Annotated in this window: 18 protein-coding genes; 5 read left to right on the top strand and 13 right to left on the bottom strand. The window is 70.2% G+C overall.

Annotation, left to right across the window (positions count from 1 at the left end):
* Complete coding sequence (locus ASD23_RS07665; protein ID WP_056008986.1) at positions 1 to 537, top strand: gluconokinase; 537 nt, start codon at positions 1 to 3, stop codon at positions 535 to 537.
* A gap of 19 nt (positions 538 to 556) precedes the next feature.
* On the opposite strand, the gene ASD23_RS07660 is transcribed toward ASD23_RS07665, so the two are convergent.
* Positions 557 to 970 (bottom strand): nitroreductase/quinone reductase family protein, encoded by a 414-nt coding sequence (locus ASD23_RS07660; RefSeq protein WP_056008983.1) that lies wholly within the window; start codon positions 968 to 970, stop codon positions 557 to 559.
* Between the two features lie 210 nt (positions 971 to 1,180).
* Here ASD23_RS07660 and ASD23_RS07655 point away from each other — a divergent pair, with 210 nt between their 5' ends.
* Positions 1,181 to 3,814, top strand: coding sequence for an AMP-binding protein (locus tag ASD23_RS07655; protein ID WP_056008980.1), 2,634 nt, complete (start codon positions 1,181 to 1,183; stop codon positions 3,812 to 3,814).
* Here ASD23_RS07655 and ASD23_RS07650 read toward each other — a convergent pair.
* From ASD23_RS07650 to ASD23_RS07630, 5 genes are all read right to left on the bottom strand, one after another.
* A complete protein-coding gene (locus ASD23_RS07650) occupies positions 3,772 to 4,839 on the bottom strand; it encodes an ABC transporter ATP-binding protein (protein WP_056008977.1) in 1,068 nt (355 codons plus the stop codon). The two genes, ASD23_RS07655 and ASD23_RS07650, sit on opposite strands and share 43 nt — an antisense overlap.
* A complete protein-coding gene (locus tag ASD23_RS07645) occupies positions 4,836 to 6,323 on the bottom strand; it encodes an ABC transporter permease (RefSeq protein WP_235507681.1) in 1,488 nt (495 codons plus the stop codon). Before ASD23_RS07645 ends, ASD23_RS07650 begins: the two co-directional genes overlap by 4 nt.
* 65 nt (positions 6,324 to 6,388) lie before the next feature.
* Entirely contained in the window at positions 6,389 to 7,423 is a 1,035-nt protein-coding gene (locus ASD23_RS07640; protein ID WP_056008974.1) for an iron ABC transporter substrate-binding protein, read from the bottom strand.
* Between the two features lie 181 nt (positions 7,424 to 7,604).
* Positions 7,605 to 8,228, bottom strand: a complete 624-nt coding sequence (locus ASD23_RS07635; protein WP_056008971.1) for a response regulator — start codon at positions 8,226 to 8,228, stop codon at positions 7,605 to 7,607.
* On the bottom strand, positions 8,225 to 9,283 hold the full coding sequence (locus ASD23_RS07630; protein WP_056008967.1) for a sensor histidine kinase: 1,059 nt from the start codon (positions 9,281 to 9,283) through the stop codon (positions 8,225 to 8,227). The genes ASD23_RS07635 and ASD23_RS07630 overlap by 4 nt, the downstream gene beginning before the upstream one ends.
* A gap of 470 nt (positions 9,284 to 9,753) precedes the next feature.
* Between ASD23_RS07630 and ASD23_RS07625 the strand changes: the two genes are divergently transcribed.
* Positions 9,754 to 10,335: a ferritin-like domain-containing protein gene (locus tag ASD23_RS07625; RefSeq protein WP_157377043.1), complete on the top strand. Its 582-nt coding sequence runs from the start codon at positions 9,754 to 9,756 to the stop codon at positions 10,333 to 10,335.
* A gap of 6 nt (positions 10,336 to 10,341) precedes the next feature.
* On the opposite strand, the gene ASD23_RS07620 is transcribed toward ASD23_RS07625, so the two are convergent.
* Together ASD23_RS07620 and ASD23_RS07615 are read right to left on the bottom strand one after the other, a co-directional pair.
* Positions 10,342 to 11,178 carry a metal-dependent hydrolase gene (locus ASD23_RS07620; RefSeq protein ID WP_157377042.1) on the bottom strand — a complete coding sequence of 279 codons (837 nt, stop codon included), beginning with the start codon at positions 11,176 to 11,178 and terminating at the stop codon, positions 10,342 to 10,344.
* A 124-nt stretch (positions 11,179 to 11,302) separates the two neighbouring features.
* The gene (locus ASD23_RS07615) at positions 11,303 to 11,788 is read right to left on the bottom strand and encodes a nucleoside deaminase (RefSeq protein ID WP_235507680.1); all 486 of its coding nucleotides are present in this window, start codon (positions 11,786 to 11,788) and stop codon (positions 11,303 to 11,305) included.
* Positions 11,789 to 11,886: 98 nt separating this feature from the next.
* Here ASD23_RS07615 and ASD23_RS07610 point away from each other — a divergent pair, with 98 nt between their 5' ends.
* A complete protein-coding gene (locus tag ASD23_RS07610) occupies positions 11,887 to 12,384 on the top strand; it encodes a glutathione peroxidase (RefSeq protein WP_056008957.1) in 498 nt (165 codons plus the stop codon).
* 109 nt (positions 12,385 to 12,493) lie between these two features.
* A complete protein-coding gene (locus ASD23_RS07605; protein ID WP_056008953.1) occupies positions 12,494 to 13,009 on the top strand; it encodes a hypothetical protein in 516 nt (171 codons plus the stop codon).
* A gap of 51 nt (positions 13,010 to 13,060) precedes the next feature.
* Here the strand turns inward: ASD23_RS07605 and ASD23_RS07600 are convergent, their stop codons facing one another.
* The 5 genes from ASD23_RS07600 to ASD23_RS07580 all read right to left on the bottom strand — a co-directional run bounded on the left by ASD23_RS07600 (position 13,061) and on the right by ASD23_RS07580 (position 18,055).
* Positions 13,061 to 14,470: a dihydrolipoamide acetyltransferase family protein gene (locus ASD23_RS07600; protein WP_056012732.1), complete on the bottom strand. Its 1,410-nt coding sequence runs from the start codon at positions 14,468 to 14,470 to the stop codon at positions 13,061 to 13,063.
* Positions 14,467 to 15,489 carry an alpha-ketoacid dehydrogenase subunit beta gene (locus tag ASD23_RS07595; RefSeq protein ID WP_157377041.1) on the bottom strand — a complete coding sequence of 341 codons (1,023 nt, stop codon included), beginning with the start codon at positions 15,487 to 15,489 and terminating at the stop codon, positions 14,467 to 14,469. Before ASD23_RS07595 ends, ASD23_RS07600 begins: the two co-directional genes overlap by 4 nt.
* The gene (pdhA, locus tag ASD23_RS07590; protein ID WP_056012726.1) at positions 15,486 to 16,619 is read right to left on the bottom strand and encodes a pyruvate dehydrogenase (acetyl-transferring) E1 component subunit alpha; all 1,134 of its coding nucleotides are present in this window, start codon (positions 16,617 to 16,619) and stop codon (positions 15,486 to 15,488) included. Before pdhA ends, ASD23_RS07595 begins: the two co-directional genes overlap by 4 nt.
* A 108-nt stretch (positions 16,620 to 16,727) precedes the next feature.
* On the bottom strand, positions 16,728 to 17,222 hold the full coding sequence (locus ASD23_RS07585; RefSeq protein ID WP_056008950.1) for an Lrp/AsnC family transcriptional regulator: 495 nt from the start codon (positions 17,220 to 17,222) through the stop codon (positions 16,728 to 16,730).
* Entirely contained in the window at positions 17,219 to 18,055 is an 837-nt protein-coding gene (locus ASD23_RS07580) for an oxygenase MpaB family protein (protein WP_056008948.1), read from the bottom strand. Before ASD23_RS07580 ends, ASD23_RS07585 begins: the two co-directional genes overlap by 4 nt.
* Positions 18,056 to 18,057 lie beyond the last annotated feature (2 nt).

Here is an 18,057-nt window from a genome sequence, read left to right as displayed (position 1 = left end):
ATGGCGAGGCTGCACGGCGAACAGGTCGCCATCGTGGTGATGGGAGTGGCCGGTTCGGGGAAGTCGACCCTCGCCGCCGCTCTCGCCGAACGACTCGGTGCGGTCTTCATCGAAGCCGACCACCTGCACTCGCCCGATGCCAGGGCGCGGATGGCATCCGGCGTCCCGCTCACCGACGACGACCGTCGGCCGTGGCTCGCCCGGGTCGCGGCGAGCATCACAGACGCGGATGCTGCGGGCCACGCGGTCGTCGTCGCGTGCTCGGCGCTGCGACGCTCCTACCGCGATGCTCTGCGCCGGGACAGCGGCACGGACCTCGCGTTCGTGCACCTGCACGGCAGCGAGGCACGGCTCGCCGAACGGATCGGGCAACGGGCCGGGCACTTCATGCCGGCCACGATGCTCGCTTCGCAGCTTGCCACGCTCGAGTGTCTCGAGGCTGACGAGGGAGGCCACGTCGTGTCGATCGAGCTCCCGATCGGCGAGGCCGCGGACCTCGCGGTGACCCTCATCAGCCGCTCCTGGACGAACGAGTGAGCGACGAATCGGCGTCGGATCAGTCCGTTCGCGGGGTCAGCTGGAGGACGGGGATCCGGCGATCGGTCTTCTCGAGGTAGTCGCCGAACTGCGATTCCTCGGCCACGATCGCGTTGTATGCCTCGTGCCACTGGTCGGCCGGGATCTCTGTCGCGGTGACCGGCACCGTCACGACCTCGCCGTCGACGAGGGCCTCGATGTCGAACGACGGATTCGCCCGAAGGTTGTGGTACCAGGCGGGGTTCTCCGGCGTGCCGCCCTTCGACGCCACCACGCGCCATCCGTTCGCGTTGCGGAAGCCGACGACGGGATTCAGGTGCGTCGCGCCCGACTTCGCTCCGATCGAATGCAGAATGATCAGCTTCCGACCCCAGTAGTTCTCGGTGCCCTTGCTGCTGCGGAACTTCTCGATGACATCGTCATTCCAACCCATGTCACCGACAACATGCCTGCCGTCCGGAATCTTCCCGCGAACCGAGAACTGGTCCGCTCCGAGGACGCGAGTCGTGGCCGGCGGAACCTGGGAGTGCGGCAGTGACCCGGCTAGCATCAGCAGGCCGGGCGGCCGTGTCCGGTACTGCCACATGCTGCTGAGGGTAGGCTTGCCTCATTCCCAACCCCTGGCTGTCCGGAGGCGTCTGCCGTGCCCACGACTCTCGCCGCACCCCGGCTCTTGCTCCGCGGCGGTGCCGATGACGACACCGCACTGGTCGCCGATGGAGCCGCCCTCAGCTACGGCGAGCTCGAACGTCTCGTCGTAGAACGCCGGCGGATGCTCGGCGACACACGTCGCCTGATCATGCTGCAGGCCTCCAACGACGTCGACTCGGTGGTGACCTACCTGGCCGCGCTCGAGGGCGGGCATCCGATCCTCCTGGTCGCTCCCGGTGACGACGAGGCATCCGTTCGCCATCGTGCGTCGCTGGCGGAGCGGTTCGATCCCGACGTGATCGCTGCCGGGCGGGGGAACGGAGCCGTGCTGCACGAGATCCGCATCGGCACCGCGCACGAGTTCAGCCCCGACCTCGCGCTCCTCGTCAGCACCTCGGGATCGACCGGATCCCCGAAGCTGGTGCGGCTCTCCCACGAGAACCTCGAGAGCAACGCGCGCGCCATCGCCGAGTACCTGCACCTCAGTCCGGCCGACCGGGCCGCCACGACCCTCCCCATGCACTACTGCTACGGCCTCTCGGTCATCAACAGTCACCTCGTGGCGGGTGCGAGCATCGTCCTCACCAGTCGGTCGGTGACCGAGCCGGCGTTCTGGGACGAGGCGCACTCGAGCCGGATCACGTCGTTCGCCGGGGTCCCGTACACGTTCGAACTGCTCGAGACGACGGGGGCCGTCCATGGGATGCCGCCCAGCATCCGGTACCTGACGCAGGCCGGAGGCCGTCTCGCACCCGAGGCCGTGCGTCGCTTCGCGAGGCTCGGCGAGCGCCGTGGCTTCGAGTTCTTCGTCATGTACGGGCAGACCGAGGCGACCGCCCGCATGGCCTACGTGCCCGCCGAGCTGGCGGAGCAGGCGGCGGGGACCATCGGCCGGCCGATCCCCTCGGGACGGCTCCGCATCGATGCGGAGCCGGGGGCCGAGATCGGCGAACTCGTCTACGAGGGGCCGAACGTCATGCTCGGCTACGCCGAGAGCCCGGAGGACTTCGCCCTCGGACGGACGGTGCACGAGCTGCGCACGGGCGACCTGGCGCGGCAACGAGCCGACGGGCTCTTCGAGATCGTCGGTCGGATGAATCGCTTCGTGAAGGTGTACGGCCTGCGGGTCGATCTCGATGCGGTTCAGCGGTTACTGGCCGAAGCGGGCATCGAGACCCGGACGGCGAGTGCCGGGGAGCGACTGCTCGTCTTCGTCCGCGCGGAACGCGAGGTCGCAGCCGCGCGCGATCGTGCCGCTGCCCTGCTCGGCATCCCCGTGCACGCCGTGCGCGTCCACCCGATCGCCGAGTTCCCGTGCACCTCGAGCGGCAAGCCGGACTTCAGGGCGCTCGTGCGATACGCGGCCCAGATCGACGAGCCGCTCGCCTCCCCGCGCCATGACGACGGTGCGGTGACCGCCGAGACCGTTCGCGACGTGTTCGTCGAACTGCTGGGATGCCCCGCGGCCACGATCGACGACAGCTTCGCGGGGCTCGGTGGCGATTCGCTGAGCTACGTCGAGGTCTCGCTGCGACTCGAGGGCCTGCTCGGCCGGCTCCCCGCGGACTGGCCGTCGCGACCTGCGCGCGACCTCGCCGCGGCCGTGGTCCCCGCGACCGGAGCCGTCGCCGTTCCGCACGGGAGCGATCCCGCCGTAGGGGGAACCCGGCACCGGAGCATCCGTCGGCCGAACTTCCCCCGTATCGAGACGCCCGCCGTGCTGCGCGCCCTGGCGATCGTGCTCATCGTCGCCACTCACGCCGACCTGATCAACCTGAAGGGCGGCGCGCACCTCCTGCTCGCCGTGGCCGGGTACAACCTCGCGCGGTTCCAGCTGGCCGACGTGCCGGGCGCGACCAGGGTGCGACGACTGCTGCGGAGCGCCGGGCAGGTCGCGATCCCGGCCGTCCTCTGGATCGCAGCCGTGGCCGTGATCAGCGGCAAGTACACCTGGACGACCGCGCTCCTCGCGAACAATCTCGTTCCCGGCGACGGAACGTGGAACGAGCAGTGGCAGTTCTGGTTCCTCGAAGCGGCGGTCTGGGCGATGGCGGCGCTCGCGCTCCTGTTCGCGATCCGCCCGATCGACCGCTTCGAGCGTCGCCATCCGTGGTCGTTCGCCGTCGCACTGCTGGCCGTCACGCTCGCAGCCCGCCTCGCGGTCACTGGCATCGAGGCGGAGCGCATCGACCGCTATTCGGCGGTGCTCGTGCTGTGGTGCCTCGCGCTCGGCTGGGTCATCGCACGGGCGAACTCGACGTGGAAGCGTGCCGCGGTCTCAGCCGCGGTCGTCGTCGCGACGTTCGGCTTCTTCGGCGAACCGGTCCGCGAAGCGGTCATCGTGGTCGGACTGCTGGTGCTGATCTGGGCTCCGCAGCTTCGGCTGCCCCGTCCGATGGTGCCGGTCGTCCGCCTGCTCGCGGGCGCATCGCTGTTCATCTACCTGACCCACTGGGTGGTCTACCCGGCATGGGAGCAGACGGCACCCTGGCTCGGCACCGTGCTGTCACTGCTGGTCGGCGTCGCCGCCTGGTACGGCTACCGCGTCATCGAGAGATCGATCGCCGCGTTCCGAGGCGGCCGTCAGCGCGTGCCCGCCCGATCGGATGTCGCGGCCGCCGCGTAGAGCACCACGCCGCCGTCCACCCGCACCGAGACCGCGCAGCCTGCGGGGAAGCGGTGCCCGTCGTACAGCGGCACCCGATGCGTGAGGGCGAATCCGTCGTGCAGCGAGAGGTCGAGCTCGACGGTGCTGCCATTCTGCCGCGCCGCCGTCACTCGGGCGTCGCCCTCACCGGTGGGCTCGCCGACGTGCAGCTGCGACGGGCGGAGCATCGCTCGCACGGCCTGGCCGCCGTTGCTCAGGTCATGGCGGACGTCCAGCTCGCCGAACGCGCAGACCGCCTGGCCGGAACCGGTCGTGCGCGCGGGCAGGAACAGTGCGGCACCGAGGAACTCGGCGACCTCGGCGCTGAGCGGTGCGTCGAAGACCTCCGACGGTGGGCCGGCCTGCACCAGGCGGCCGCCGGAGATCACGGCGAGCTGGTGCCCGAACGACAGCGCCTCCTCCTGGTCGTGCGTGACGAGGATGGTGGTCACGCCACTGCGCTCCAACGCCGCGACCATCGCCTCACGCGTGTGCGCGCGCAAGCCGGTGTCGAGCGCCGAGAACGGCTCGTCGAGGAGGATCACCGTCGGCGCCGGCGCGAGCGCCCGGGCGAGGGCGACTCGCTGCTGCTGTCCACCCGAGAGCTGATGCGGGTACCGCTCGAGGAGCTCGGGATCGAGGGAGGTGAGTTCCATCACCTCGTGAACCCGCTTCTCCCGGGAAGGGGATCGACGCAGCCCGAACGCGATGTTGCCTCGCACGGTGAGATGGGGGAACAGCGCGCCGTCTTGGGCCACGTAGCCGATGCCGCGGCGATGTGCGCCGACGTTCGTGGTCGAGTCGGCGAGGCGACGGCCCTCGAGGCCGACCGACCCCGTCGTCGGCTCCTCGAAGCCCGCGATGATCCTGAGGAGCGTGCTCTTGCCGCTCCCGGATGCCCCGACGATCGCCAGCCGTGTTCCGCGTTCGACCTCGAAGCCGACGGCTTCGAGCACGGTCGTCGCGCCGAACGATTTCGATACGTCGGTCAATTGCAGCGTCATCCGCTCCTCCGGGCCTTGACTTGGGCGAACATGAGCACCACGGCCGGGATCGACAGCAGGACGAGCGTGAGCGCGTACGGTGCCGCCGCGGCGTAGTCGATCGCCGAGGCCGCGGCCCAGAACCCGGTCGCGACCGTGCGGGTGCCGGTCGGCGCGAGCAGGAGCGTGGCGGTGAGTTCGTTCGCGGCACCGAGCGCGACCAGCGCAGCACCGGCCGCGAGGGACGGGACGAGCAGGGGCATCGTGACCCGCCCTTTCGCGACGAGCGGCGAGACGCCCAGCGAGCGCGCGACCTCCTCGAGGTTCTCGGGGATCTGCGCGATGCCGGCCCGGACCGACACGAGCGCTCGGGGCAGGAAGATGAGCACGTAGGCGGCGACGACCGTGGCCACGGTCTGGTACATCACCGGGATGACGCGAAGCGTGAACGTCACGAGGGCGAGCGCCACGATGATCGCCGGGAGACTGCTCGCCACGTAGTAGGTGCCCTCGAGCGCGCGAGCCGTGCGCCCGGGGTAACGGGCGGAGATCCACGCGATCGGCAACGCCACGACGATCGCGGCCAGAGCGCCCGCGACCGAGAGGATCACGGTCTGCCAGGTGGCGCCCAGCAGGGGCTGCCAGTCCGAGGCGTCGGTGGCGAACAACCATCGGGCGACGTTGGTCAACGGTACGGCCGCTGCAGCGCCGACGAGCACCACGAGGGCGGCGACGACGAACGGGGTGGCGCGGCCCAACGCGACCCGGGATGCCGGGTGCGGGGTGCCGCTGCCGACCCTGGCGTATCGAAGGCGCCCGCGCGCAGCGGCTTCGATGACCAGCACCACGAAGCACAGACCGGCGAGCACCACGCCGAGCGCCGCTGCGTTCGGGCCGGCGAACGTCGCTTGATAGGCGACGACGATGGCCGTCGTGAACGTCTCGAACCGAAGGAAGGCGAACGCCCCGTATTCGGCGAGGAGGTGCAACGCGACGACGAGGCCGCCGCCGAGCATCGCCAGTCGCAACTGGGGCAGGACGACGCGGATGAAGACCCGCCATCCGTTCATGCCGAGGGAACGAGCGGACTCCTCGAGTGCGGGGTCGAGCCCGCGGAGGGTGGCGAGCGCGGGCAGGTACACGAGCGGGTAGTATGCGAGCGTCGCCACGAGCAGGCCGCCGCCGAGTCCGTGGATCGACGGAATCGCACTCGCCCAGCCGTAGCTGGCGACGAACGCGGGAATCGTCAGCGGCACGACGAGCAGCACCGCGAACACGCGCCGAGCGGGCAGGTCCGTGCGCTCGACGAGCCAGGCGCCCCCGACTCCGAGGATCACCGTGAACGGGACGCCGAGCAGCACCAGCAGCACCGTGTTGGTCAGCAGTTCGCCCACGCGAGGGCGGAACACCAGTTCGGCGAACTGCGCCCACCCCATGTCGAAGGCCGCCAGCATCACGTATCCCAGCGGGATCAGCGCGGCAGCCGCGAACAACACGGCGAACACGACGAGGCCGACGGGGGGACGCTTGCGGTCTCGTGCCCCCGTCGGCTTCGGTGTCGTGGTCAGGCTCAGAGCAGGCCGGCTTCGGTCATCAGTTCGACCACGTCGGGGCCGTTCAGCGTCGAGGGGTCGACGACGGGTGCGTCGAGCGTATCGAGAGCGGGAAGGGGGTCCCGAGCCGGGATGCCGGTGCTGACGGGGTACTCGAAGCTGTACCCCTCGCCGAGGATCGTCTGGCCCTCGGTGCCGGCGAGCCAGGCGAGGAACTGCTGGGCCTCGTCGATGCGAGTGCTCGACTTCAGGACTCCGCCGCCCGACACGCTGACGAACGCGCCCGGGTCCTGGTTTCCGAAGTAGTGCAGCTTCGTGTTGCCGCTGTTCTCCGCGGTGCCGTCCTGGTCGCGATACCAGTAGTAGTGGTAGATCACGCCGACCGGCACCTCGCCGGCGTTCACGGCCTTCATGGTGGCGATGTTGTTGTTGTACACGGTCGCGTTCTCGTGCATCCCGTCGAGCCATGCGCCGGTCGCGTCGTCGCCCTCGATGGCGAGCATGGCCGAGACGATCGCCTGGAAGTCCGCACCGCTCGGCGCTGCGCCCCAGAGGCCCTTCCACTTCGGGTCCTGCAGGTCCATCAACGATGCGGGAAGTTCCGCCTCGGTGATCATCGACGGGTTGTACACGAGCACCGTGGAGCGCGCGGCGATGCCGGTCCACGCGCCCGACGACGGGCGGTACTGCTCGGGAACGAGTTCGAGCGTCGAGGGGTCCACCGGCGCGAACAGGCCGGCGTCCTCGACGAGCGACATCGCGGGGGAGTTCTCCGTGAGGAACACGTCGGCGGGGGAGGCGGCGCCCTCGGTGACGATCTGGTTCGACAGCTCGCTGTCGCCGCCGTTGCGGAGCGACACCTCGATGCCCGTTTCCTCGGTGAACGCGGCGGTCCACTCCTCGGTCAGCTGCTCGTGCTGGGCGTTGTAGATCACGAGGGCGTCGGTCGTGGCGTCGGCGGCAGGCCCCTCGTCGGCGGCGGCGCAGCCAGTGAGCAGCAATGAGGCCATCGCGACGGGTGCGACGGCAGCTCGAATCAGTCGGTTTCGCATGCAGGGGAGTCCTTTTCGAGCGGGGAGGTGAGGCTATCCTAACCGAGCCGGTGCCCGTCGACGGGCCGACGGCCCAGTCGCTGCGCGCCTCGCACACCCGATCGAGCATCGACGGCGCGAGGAGCCGCATACCGAAGCGCGTCCGCGTACGCGCGACACGGAATCCGCCGCGAACGGGTGATCACGGGCGTGGATCGGCGAACTCGCCCAGGGTCCGGGCACGCCGAACCGCGTCCGTGCGGGAACTCGCGCCGAGCTTCGCGAAGATGTGCGTGTTGTGCCGCTTCACCGTTCCGATGGAGATCGAGAGTCGCTGGCCGATCATCTGGTTCGAGAGTCCGTCGCTGATCAGCTTCAGCACCTCGCGCTCGCGATGCGAGAGCACCGAGCGTGGCGGCGTAGGCGGGACTGAGCCGCTGCGAGCGATGCCTCCTGCGGCGCTGCGGACGGCGTCGACCAGTTCCGAGGAGGTCGCCGACTTCGAGATGAATCCGCTCGCCCCCGCGGCGAGGAGGTGCCCGGCGAGCACCCGGTCGCGGTGCATCGTGACGATGACGATGCGGGTTCCCGGCGATTCAGCGCGAACACGGGCGATCGTCGACAGGACCGGCACGCCGGGCATCTCCACATCGAGCAGCAGCACGTCGGGGCGCGTCTCCACGGTCGTCGCGAGTGCGCCGTCTCCGTCGGACGCTTCCCCGACGACGACGATCCCTCCGCCGACCGAGAGCATGGCACGCATGCCGTCGCGGAAGAGGTCGTGGTCGTCGGCGATGACGATGCGGATCCGAGTCTCGGCACTCATGCGGCGCGCGATGCCACGAAGGGGAGCGCGAGCTTCAGGCCCGTGGCGCCGGGGGCGGTGAGGAACTCGACCGAGGCGCCGAGAAGCGAGGCGCGTTCGGCGATGCCCCGGAGGCCGAGCGACGTGGCCTGCGTCGCCCCCGCGTCGTAGCCGTCTCCGTCATCGGTCACGGTGATCGTCACCTCGGTCGGCGACCAGGCGAGTCGGACCGAGACGGCCGTCGCATTCGCCGAGTGCGCTCGGGCGTTGCGCGTCGCCTCCATGACGATCGTGAACAGCTCCTCCTTCGCGAGGATCGTGAGCGGGCGAGGGGTGCCTGTCTCACGGGCATGGACGGGAAGCGATCCATTGCCACCCGTCGCATAGGCGTATTCGTCGATGGCGTCGAGGAGCGGGCGCTCTCCGACGAGCGAACGCAGGTCGAGGGCGAGGTCCTGGGTGTCGGCGAGGGCGACGTGCAGGATCCGCATGGCCGCGGTGACCGATGCATCCGGCCTGGTGGAGTTCGCGATCTCGAGACGCTGGAGCCCGGCCGCGATGCCGTGGGCGATCCGGTCGTGGAGTTCGCGGGAGATGCGCTGCCTGGTGTCGTACTGCGCCTGTTGCAGCCTGTCGCGGAGCACTTCGACGTACGCGATCGCGCCCGGCGGGAATCGACGCCAGATCGCGTGGTGCAGCGCCCCCGCGATGTCGAGTTCATGTCCGCGATGAGCGACGTCCACCCGCGCGACGATCACCGGCAGGGCGATGGCGAACAGCAGTTCCGCGGCCATCAGCGGCTCTGCCGGGTCCATCTCCATCGCTGCGGATCGCCGACCGTGCGAACTGAGCTCGGACAGGTCGTGGTACTCCACGGAGACCTCGGGCTGCTCGGCCGCACCATCGAGCACGGCGAGTGTCTCAGCGACGATGGCCCGCACCTGGAACTCGAGGCCGCCGTCGACCGAGCGTTCGTTCGCGAGCGAACTGCCTCGAGCGAGAAGACGGCTCCGGAGCTCCTCGAGGATCTCGTCGGGAATCGTCAGCAGCTCGTCGGGTCGTGTCGTCGCGATCACTCGGCCTCCTCCTCAGCACCTCGCTCAACGGTAACGGCATGCGATGAGCTCGAACGATGAGACGGCCGACGCCTGCAGAAGATCCCACCAAAGGGGTACCTCGAACGGGTGCACGCTGCCCCTGCAGGGAATGCGACTTTCGGCCTATCGAGCCGGAGGCAGCGCTCTTCTATCGTCGGCAGGGCACAGGACACACGCCGGACGATCGATCCGAGCGGGACGTCCGCCGCATCGACGAGGTGGAGGCAGCGATGAGTGGGCAACAAGGCGTCGGGACCACGACGACGACGGCGGACGCGGGGGAGTTCGGATTCACGCTCTGGGTCGACTACTTCGTGCTGAACCGATCTCGCCATCCGGCAATGGAATCCGAAATCCGATGGGATGCTCCGTGCCGCCTGCCCGAGGCCACCCGACGGGCCTTCATCCGTTCGTTCCAGCGATTCCAGCTCGGGGAAGGGGGCGATGGCGTGCATCTCCTCGCGCGTGCAGAGCGTGCCGGCGATCCCGCCTACACCCGCGCCCTCGCACTGCTGGTCGAGGAGGAGCAGAAGCACTCGCGACTCTTCGCACGCGGACTCGACCACCTGAACGGGTCGACGCTGTCGAGCCACTGGTCGGACGCCGTCTTCACCCGGTTCCGCCGAATGCTCGGGCTGCGCACGGAGATCGCGCTGTTCCTGATCGCGGAGGCGACGGCGATGGAGTACTTCCGCGCGTTGGCGACGTCGGCTCCCGACCCGGTGCTCCGTGGCATCGGGCGGCGCATCAGCACCGACGAGGTCGAGCACCTGCGGTTCCAGGTGGACCGGCTCGGCGCGGGGTTCGCCGGGACCTCCGCGATCGGACGGGTGTTCCTGGGACTCGCATGGGGCGTCGTCGCCGCCGGCGCGTCGACGGTGCTCGCCGTCGACCATCGCGGAGCACTGCTGGCGTGCGGACTGAGACCGGCGACGTACTGGGCACGCGCGATGCGTCAGTTCCGGCGATCCGCGACGGACGCACTCGGAGCGTCGGCGAGTGCGATCCGGGGTCCGAGCGTCAGGCCGTGACGGGCGTCAGATGAATGACGGCCATGAGATGAAGCGGAACAGGTCGACGCCGAACCAGAGCAGCGTCTCATGCACGCTCCCGACGAGCACGTAGAGCCCGAGCACGGTGCCGAACGCGATCTCTCGAACGGACCCCGTGTCGCCGAGCACCGGCAACGCCACGAAGCCGTTCGATCGCCAGATGCTGCTGATGATCGGCGCCCTCCGCAGCAGTCTCGGCGGCCGTGGCCTGATCGGCCAGAGCAGGCCGGGCAGGCCGCCGGTCGTCAGGAGGTCGCCCGCGAGGTGGGCGACGAAGCCGACGACGACGGCGAGCGGGAACCATGCGATGCTGCTCGGCGCGAGCGTCACGAGCAGCACGCCGAACAGCGCCCCGAGCACCCAGGCGATCAGCCACGACTCGACCATGTCCCGGGCCTTCAGTGCGAAGCACATGAGCGCCGCGGCGCCGATCACCGTGCCGAGCGAGAACGTGCCGAGCCGCTCGGTCGTGAGGGTCACGAGCGTCAGCCCCCAGGCGCTGACGCCGACGATCGCCGCCGCGATCAGCGAGTGCGCGCCGTGCCGATGTCCGCCGGAGACCGAGTTGACGGCGCCGGCGGTGAGACGGCCGAGGATCGGGACCGATCGCGCGATGGTGGCACTGTGATGGTCGGCATCGGGCAGCAGGGCCGCACCGGCGCAGACGAAGGATCCCGCGATGACGCCGACCGGGTCGAGGGGGTAGGCGCCGCTCGTGAGGTACGGCATGGCTCCGGTCGCGGCGATCCACGCGGCGGCCCCGCTGGTGGCATGGTTGACGCCCATCATCGTGCTGGGGTGGTCCTCTCGGTGGGCGTGCATCGTCACCCGATGCGGGTAGTCGACGTGCGCGCACCGCTCGTCACCTCACGACCTCGAGCCGTGCCGTCCGACCGTATCGCGGAGCGCTGACACCGGCGGTCGCTCCCGGCTGTGGGAGCGCGGATCAGGCGTTCGTCGCCGAGCCGACGATCAGCGAGCGGAGCTCGTCCGCGAATCGCTCGGCGGGCCCGTCGACGATGAGGCCGGGCGCGACGGTCGTAATCGGGAGGACGGCCACCGGCGACGGCGCCATGCCGACTTCTGTTCGCCACTGGACGATCTGCGCCGCTGACGCCGCGTAGACGATGCGCCCGAGGCCGACCCATGCGTGCGCGGCCGAGCACATCGGGCAGTGCTCGCCCGACGTGTACACGGTGGATCGGGCCCGTTCGGTCGTCGTCAGGTTGGCCGCAGCCCAGCGCGCGATCTCGAACTCGGGATGCCTGGTCTCGTCGCCGAGGGTGGTCTCGCGATTGCGGTCGGCGAAGCGCTCGACGCCGGCGGCGTCGACGAGCACGGAGCCGAACGCTCCGTCACCGTCGGCGGCCGCCTCACGTGCGAGTGCGACGGCGCGATCGAGGAACGCCAGGTCTTCGTCGGTGATGCCCACAGAGCGAGTCTGCCGCGCTTCGTGCCGGCACGGAACCATGACTTCGCATTCGATGTGAATGCGTCGTCGGATGCCGCGCCCCCACGTAGGCTCGGACGGTGGACATCAGAGACATCGCCCTCACGACCATCGACGGCGCACCGACCTCACTCGCCGAGTACGCCGATCAGGTCGTCATGATCGTCAACGTCGCCTCGAAATGCGGCCTCACGCCCCAGTACGAGAAGCTCGAGGCGCTGCAGCGCGAATACGGCGATCGCGGGTTCACGGTGCTCGGCTTCCCGTGCAACCAGTTCGCCGGGCAGGAGCCGGGTGACAGCGATGACATCAAGGAGTTCTGCTCGATGACGTACGGCGTCAGCTTCCCGTTGATGGAGAAGGTGAAGGTCAACGGGCGCCACCGGCATCCGCTGTACGCCGAGCTGACCGCGGTTGCAGACGGCAACGGCAAGGCCGGCCGAGTGAAGTGGAACTTCGAGAAGTTCGTCGTGCAGCCGGGCGGCGACGTGCAGCGGTTCCGCCCGACGACGCAGCCCGACGATCCTGCGGTCATCGCCGCGATCGAGGCGGGACTCGCCGAGGCGAAGGCCGCCTGAACTCGGAGCCGACCGGCTTCCGAGGCGAGCCGCGCGGCACCTTGACCCTTCGGCGCACCCGGCCCACAATTGGGGGGTTGATCCGAATGCCTAGGGGAGCGGAGCACGAATGTCCGACGCGTACACACGTCCGATCGACGACGGGGCGGCGACGACCACGGCCCTGCCGAACTTCGCACCGCCGCCGGCAGGTGAGCCGACCTCATCGTCGGCCCCTGCGGCGAAGGATCCTGCCGAGCGCCGCAAGTGGAGCAGCGACCTGCGGTTCATGCTCGTGGTACTCGCGGCGATCGTCGCGCTCTTCCTCGCGTTCGCGCTTCTCATCGCCTTCAGCCCCACCGGAGCGGCGATCAGCGCGCTCGCGATCATCGCGGCGCCGATCGCCACCATGGTCGCCGCGTACTACGGCATCTCCCTCGCGCTCCGGCAGGTGAAGGATGCGCGCGACACTGCAGCGGCGAGCGAGACCCGCGCCCGCGCCGCCGAGCAGACGGCTCGGGAGTCCGACGCGTGGGCAGCCCAGATGGAGTCCGGCCTGCGCGTCGCGGTCGCGAAGCTCAAGGCCGGAGCCCAGGACACCCGTGACGTCGAGCGCGCCGCCGGCACCCCCGACGACTTCTTCTGATCCCAGCGGAGCACGCAGCTCCACGAGCGAGGCGCTTGCCCTGCACGGATGTCAGAGTTCGGCCATCACGGAGACCGGGCGCTCGATGCATCGCGCCACGAACGTGAGGAACGCTGCGGCCTCGGCGCCGTCGCAGACCCGGTGATCGAACGACAGCGTGAGCTCCGTCACCGTGCGCACGGCCAGGGCGCCGTCGACCACCCACGGGCGCTCGATGAAGCGGCCGACGCCGAGCATCGCCGCCTCGGGGTGGTTGATGATCGCCGCAGAGCCGTCGACGCCGAGCGTGCCGTAGTTGTTGAGGGTGAAGGTGCCCCCGGTCAGCGCCGACGGCGGGAACACGCCGGTGGCCGCTTCCTCGGTACGGGCGGTGATCGCATCGCGCAGCGTGCGCAGCGGCATCCGCTCGGCGCCGTGCACGACGGGTACGAGCAGGCCTCGCGGGGTCTGCGCGGCGAGGCCGAGGTTCACGGCCGAGTGGTAGACGAGCTCCTCGCGTTCCGCGTCGAAGCTGGAGTTGAGGGCGGGGTGCTTCGCGAGCCCCGCGATCACGAATCGCGCGATGAGCGCGGTGATGCCGAACCGCTCGCCGGTCGCCTCCCGCAACTGCCCTCGCGCGGCCAAGAGGCCCGTCGCGTCGACGTCCATCCAGACGGTCGCCTCGGGGATCTCACGGCGGGAACGCGAGAAGTGCGCGGCGGCGGCGCGGCCCATGCGGTCGAGCGGCACGCGCCGGTCGCCCTCGCGGTCGCCCGCGAGGGAAGCGACGGCTTCGGGCGTCGTCGGCAGCGTCGTCGCAGATCCAGCGGATGCCTCGCCGACGTCGGCGGCCGTCGGTGACTCCTGCTCGGCGATGAACGACTCCACGTCGCGTCGCATCACGAGATGGTCGTGACCGGACCCGAGCAACTGGCTCGCGTCGAAGCCGTGTTCACGGGCGAGACGTCGCACGATGGGTGAGACGACGGGGGAGCGGCGGGCGGCATCCAGCCGTGCCGCACCGTTCGAGCGGGGGCCGGTCGATCCCGCCCCGCCGGCACCTGGTGCGGAGGCGCCGCCGCCGGTGCGACGCCCGAAGCGTGCCGGCGCCGAGGCCGCCCGCTTCGTCACGGTCGACTGCCGGGTGCCGTAGCCGATCAGCACGGCGCCCGATTCCTCGGCGAGCGCGGTCTCGCTCGTGACGATGCCGGGTTCGGCGGGCGCGGCGACATCCGGAACCTCAGCGTCACTGCGCAGCGTCAGCAGGACGGTGCCGGCATGCAGCACTTCGCCCACCTCGCCGCCGAGCGACTCGACGACGCCCGCGAACGGCGTCGGCAGCTGCACGACGGACTTCGCCGACTCGAGCTCGACGACGACCTGGTCGATCGTCACCTCGTCGCCCGGCGCGACGAGCCAGGCGACGATCTCGGCCTCGGTGAGCCCTTCACCGAGGTCGGGCAGGATGAATTCGCGGCTCATGCGTCCCACTCCCAGGTGTCGAGGGCGGCGAGCACCCGGTCGGCGGTCGGCAGGTGGTATTCCTCGAGCTTCGGCGAGGGGAACGGGATGTCGAAGCCCGCGATGCGCAGCACCGGCGCGGCGAGGTGGTGGAAGTTGCGCTCGGTGACCCGTGCGGCGACCTCGGCGCCGTAGCCGCCGAACTGCGCGGCTTCGTGGATCACGGCGGCGCGCGAGGTCTTGCGCACCGAGGCGCTCACGGTGGCGTCGTCGAAGGGGGAGAGGCTCCGGAGGTCGACGACCTCGATCGAGAGGCCCTCGGCTGCGGCGGCGTCGGCGGCCTCGAGCGCGGTGCGCACGGTCGGGCCGTAGCCGATGAGCGTGACGTCGGTGCCTTCGCGCACGACCTCGGCGCGGTCCATCGGCGCCGTCGTGACGGGCAGTGCGAGCGGGGCCTTCGACCAGTACCGGCTCTTGGGTTCCATGAAGACGACGGGGTCGTCGCTGTCGATCGCCTCGCGCAGCATCGAGTACGCGTCGGCGGGGTTCGACGGCATGACGACGGTGAGGCCGGGTGTCGACGCCCAGTACGACTCGGACGAGTCAGAGTGGTGCTCGACGCCGCCGATCGCGCCGGCGCACGGGATGCGCACGACCATGGGCAGCGTCACCCGACCCTTCGTGCGGTTCCGCATCTTCGCGACGTGCGAGACCATCTGCTCGAACGCGGGGTAGCTGAACGCGTCGAACTGCATCTCGACGACGGGGCGCATGCCGTACATGGCCATGCCGACGGCGGTGCCGATGATGCCCGACTCCGCGAGCGGCGAGTCCCAGATGCGCTGGTCGCCGAACTCCGCCTGCAGGCCGTCGGTGACGCGGAACACGCCGCCGAGCGGCCCCACGTCTTCTCCGTAGACGATGACGCGGTCGTCGGCGATCATCGCGTCGCGAAGCGCGGCGTTCAGGGCACCCGCCATCGTCAGCTGCGTCGGGGCGGAGGCCTCGGCGGCCGGGGTGCTCGTCGCGGTCGCGGTCATCGTGCGGCTCCCTCGTGGCTCGCGAAGGCTCCGGCTGCGAGCTCGGCTTCGAGTGCGGCGCGCTGCTCGAGCAGAGCGGCGCGCTCCCGCCCGTAGACGTGGTCGAAGAGCTCGAGCGGATCGAGAACGGCCTCGGTCGTCATGACGTCGCGCGTGCGGGCCGCGAGGGCCTCGGCGGCATCCGTGATCTCGGTGCGCATGGCCTCGGTGAGCGCGCCCTCGGAGACCAGGAACTTCTCGAGTCGCTCGATCGGGTCGCGGCGCTTCCAGTGCTCGACATCGCGCGCGGCGCGGTAGCGAGTGGGGTCGTCGGAGTTCGTGTGCGCCTCGATGCGATACGTCACGCCCTCGATGAGGGTGGGGCCGCCGCCGCTGCGGGCGCGCTCGACGGCGGCGCTCGTCACGGCGTACATCGCCGCGATGTCGTTGCCGTCGACGTGATAGCCGGGCATGCCGTACCCGACCGCCTTGTCGGCGAGGGTCGCGGCGCGGGTCTGCCGCTCGAGGGGCACACTGATCGCGAACTGGTTGTTCTGCACGACGAAGACGGTGGGCGTCTGCCAGACCGCCGCGAAGTTGAAGGCCTCGTGGGCGTCGCCCTCGCTCGTGGCGCCGTCGCCGAGGAAGGTCAGCGCGACGATCGGGTCGTGGCGGAGGCGTGCCGCGTGCGAGAGGCCGACGGCGTGCAGCGCCTGCGTCGCGAGCGGGGTGGCCTGTGCGGCGGTGCGGTGAGCGTGCTGGTCGTAGCCGTTGTGCCAGTCGCCCCGGAAGGACTGCAGGATGTCGGCGGGCTCGATGCCGCGGGTGAGCAGGGCGATGCTGTCGCGATAGGTCGGGAAGAGCCAGTCCTGCGCGGTGAGCGCCGCCGTCGCGCCGATCTCGCAGGCCTCCTGGCCGTACGCCGAGGGATAGGTTGCCAGGCGACCCTGCTTCGTGAGCGCGGTGACCTGCACGTCGAAGCGGCGGGCGATGACCATCTTGCGGTAGAGCTCGAGCAGGGTCTCGGTGCTCGCCAGGCCGAAGCCGCCGGTCGCCGCACCTGTCACCGCGTGACCGGCATTGTCGAGGAGGCGCAGTGGCTTCTCACTCGGCAGGGTGCGGACGGATGCATGCTCGACATTGAGGCTCATGCCCTCATCGTCGGACACTCTCGCGGGCCGCGACGGCGGTCTCGAACAACCGTGAACGAACGGCACCGCGGGCCCGAAAGCGAGGCCGTTCGTCCGCGATGGAGGGCGTCAGGTGCGCCAGATGTCCAGGGTCTGCGCGGGCGGGTGACCCTCGATCTCGGCGAGGATCAGGTGCGATCGAGTCGACACGACGCCCGGCATGTCGTGGATGTCGCGGAGGATCGCCTGGCTCAGCTGTTCGTGATCGGGCGCGCTCACCGTGAGGATGATGTCGATGTCGCCCGAGACCGCCTGCACCTTCTCGACGAACGGCAACGTCGCGAGCTTGGCCGCGATCTCCTCCCACGAGACCTCGCCGATGCGCACCACGACGAGCGCTGAGATGTTCAGGCCGATCGCTTTGCGGTCGATGTGAGCGCCGAAGCCCGTGATGACGCCGCGCTGCTGCAATTGCTGCACGCGGTTGTGCGCCGCGGTGCGGGAGATGTGCACGCGCTCCGCGAGGGTCCGCACCGAGAGACGACCGTCGCGGCTCAGCTCGGCGACGATGCTGCGGTCGATACTGTCGAGCGCATCGTTGCGGTGCGGTACTGACTGGGTCATCTTCGTCCTCGTTGCTCGGTTCCAGCGTACCGGCTGCGACGCTTCGCGCGCCGAAGGGATGCCCGCAGCGGGGCGTGCCTGATGACGCGGGGGAGCAACGGCCAGACCACGGCGATGGCGCCCAGCCATCCGTTCCCGACGCGTTCGACGCGAGGTGTCCACTGGAACCCATAGGCGGCCCGGACCGGAGCGGGCAGCAGTGCGGCCGTCATGAGTCGGACGAGCGGCAGCAGCAGGCCGGCGCCGAACGGCAGAGCGGATGTCCCGGTCAGCAGGCTCCTCGCGACCGACCTGGCGTCCTCGCCCACCTCGAGGGCGCCGAGTTGCGCCGTCCACCAGGCGTCGAACTCGGCCCTGGTTTCCGGCCAGCCTTCCCCGGCGGCCTGGAGCCGCATGCCGAGCGGAGCGTAGCCCCGCACGATGACGTCGGCCGTCGCCTCGGGCAAGGGGCCCTCGAGGCGCTCGTGCAGCTCGAGCGCGACCGCGAGCAGCGTCGACGCGACCCAGCGCTGGGCGTCGGCGTCGAACGCGTTGTAAGCCGGCTGCCCGCCCTCGGCGTCACCGCGAACGGGCGCATGGCGGCGGTTCACGGCGCGCACCGCCTCGGCGGCGACCTCCTCGTCGCCGAAGCCGATCGCGTAGACGTAGTCGAGGGTGCCGATCAGTCGATCGAGCGGGCGATCGCGGAACCCGCTGTGCCGGGCCACGCCGCGCGCGACGCGGGGATCGGCGAGCTGGAGCAGGATCGCGGCGCCGCCGCCGAGGAGCAGCACGCCTTCGGCGCCGTGGCGTCGGAAGACCGCGAGTTCGTCGTCGTTCGTGTCGGCATGCATCA

Origin of the sequence: Agromyces sp. Root1464 (genome assembly GCF_001427265.1) — a bacterium.
Classification (GTDB): Bacteria; Actinomycetota; Actinomycetes; order Actinomycetales; family Microbacteriaceae; genus Agromyces; species Agromyces fucosus.
This window is presented reverse-complemented; position numbering and strand designations above follow the sequence as displayed.

What these genes read in the sequence shown, in the direction of transcription:
- ASD23_RS07665 (WP_056008986.1), top strand. Translation starts at nt 1, where the DNA reads ATGGCGAGGCTGCACGGCGAACAGGTCGCCATCGTGGTGATGGGAGTG.
- ASD23_RS07660 (WP_056008983.1), bottom strand. Translation starts at nt 970, where the DNA reads ATGGGTTGGAATGACGATGTCATCGAGAAGTTCCGCAGCAGCAAGGGC.
- ASD23_RS07650 (WP_056008977.1), bottom strand. Translation starts at nt 4,839, where the DNA reads ATGACGCTGCAATTGACCGACGTATCGAAATCGTTCGGCGCGACGACC.
- ASD23_RS07640 (WP_056008974.1), bottom strand. Translation starts at nt 7,423, where the DNA reads ATGCGAAACCGACTGATTCGAGCTGCCGTCGCACCCGTCGCGATGGCC.
- ASD23_RS07635 (WP_056008971.1), bottom strand. Translation starts at nt 8,228, where the DNA reads ATGAGTGCCGAGACTCGGATCCGCATCGTCATCGCCGACGACCACGAC.
- ASD23_RS07620 (WP_157377042.1), bottom strand. Translation starts at nt 11,178, where the DNA reads ATGCACGCCCACCGAGAGGACCACCCCAGCACGATGATGGGCGTCAAC.
- ASD23_RS07605 (WP_056008953.1), top strand. Translation starts at nt 12,494, where the DNA reads ATGTCCGACGCGTACACACGTCCGATCGACGACGGGGCGGCGACGACC.
- ASD23_RS07600 (WP_056012732.1), bottom strand. Translation starts at nt 14,470, where the DNA reads ATGAGCCGCGAATTCATCCTGCCCGACCTCGGTGAAGGGCTCACCGAG.
- ASD23_RS07595 (WP_157377041.1), bottom strand. Translation starts at nt 15,489, where the DNA reads ATGACCGCGACCGCGACGAGCACCCCGGCCGCCGAGGCCTCCGCCCCG.
- pdhA (WP_056012726.1), bottom strand. Translation starts at nt 16,619, where the DNA reads ATGAGCCTCAATGTCGAGCATGCATCCGTCCGCACCCTGCCGAGTGAG.
- ASD23_RS07585 (WP_056008950.1), bottom strand. Translation starts at nt 17,222, where the DNA reads ATGACCCAGTCAGTACCGCACCGCAACGATGCGCTCGACAGTATCGAC.
- ASD23_RS07580 (WP_056008948.1), bottom strand. Translation starts at nt 18,055, where the DNA reads ATGCATGCCGACACGAACGACGACGAACTCGCGGTCTTCCGACGCCAC.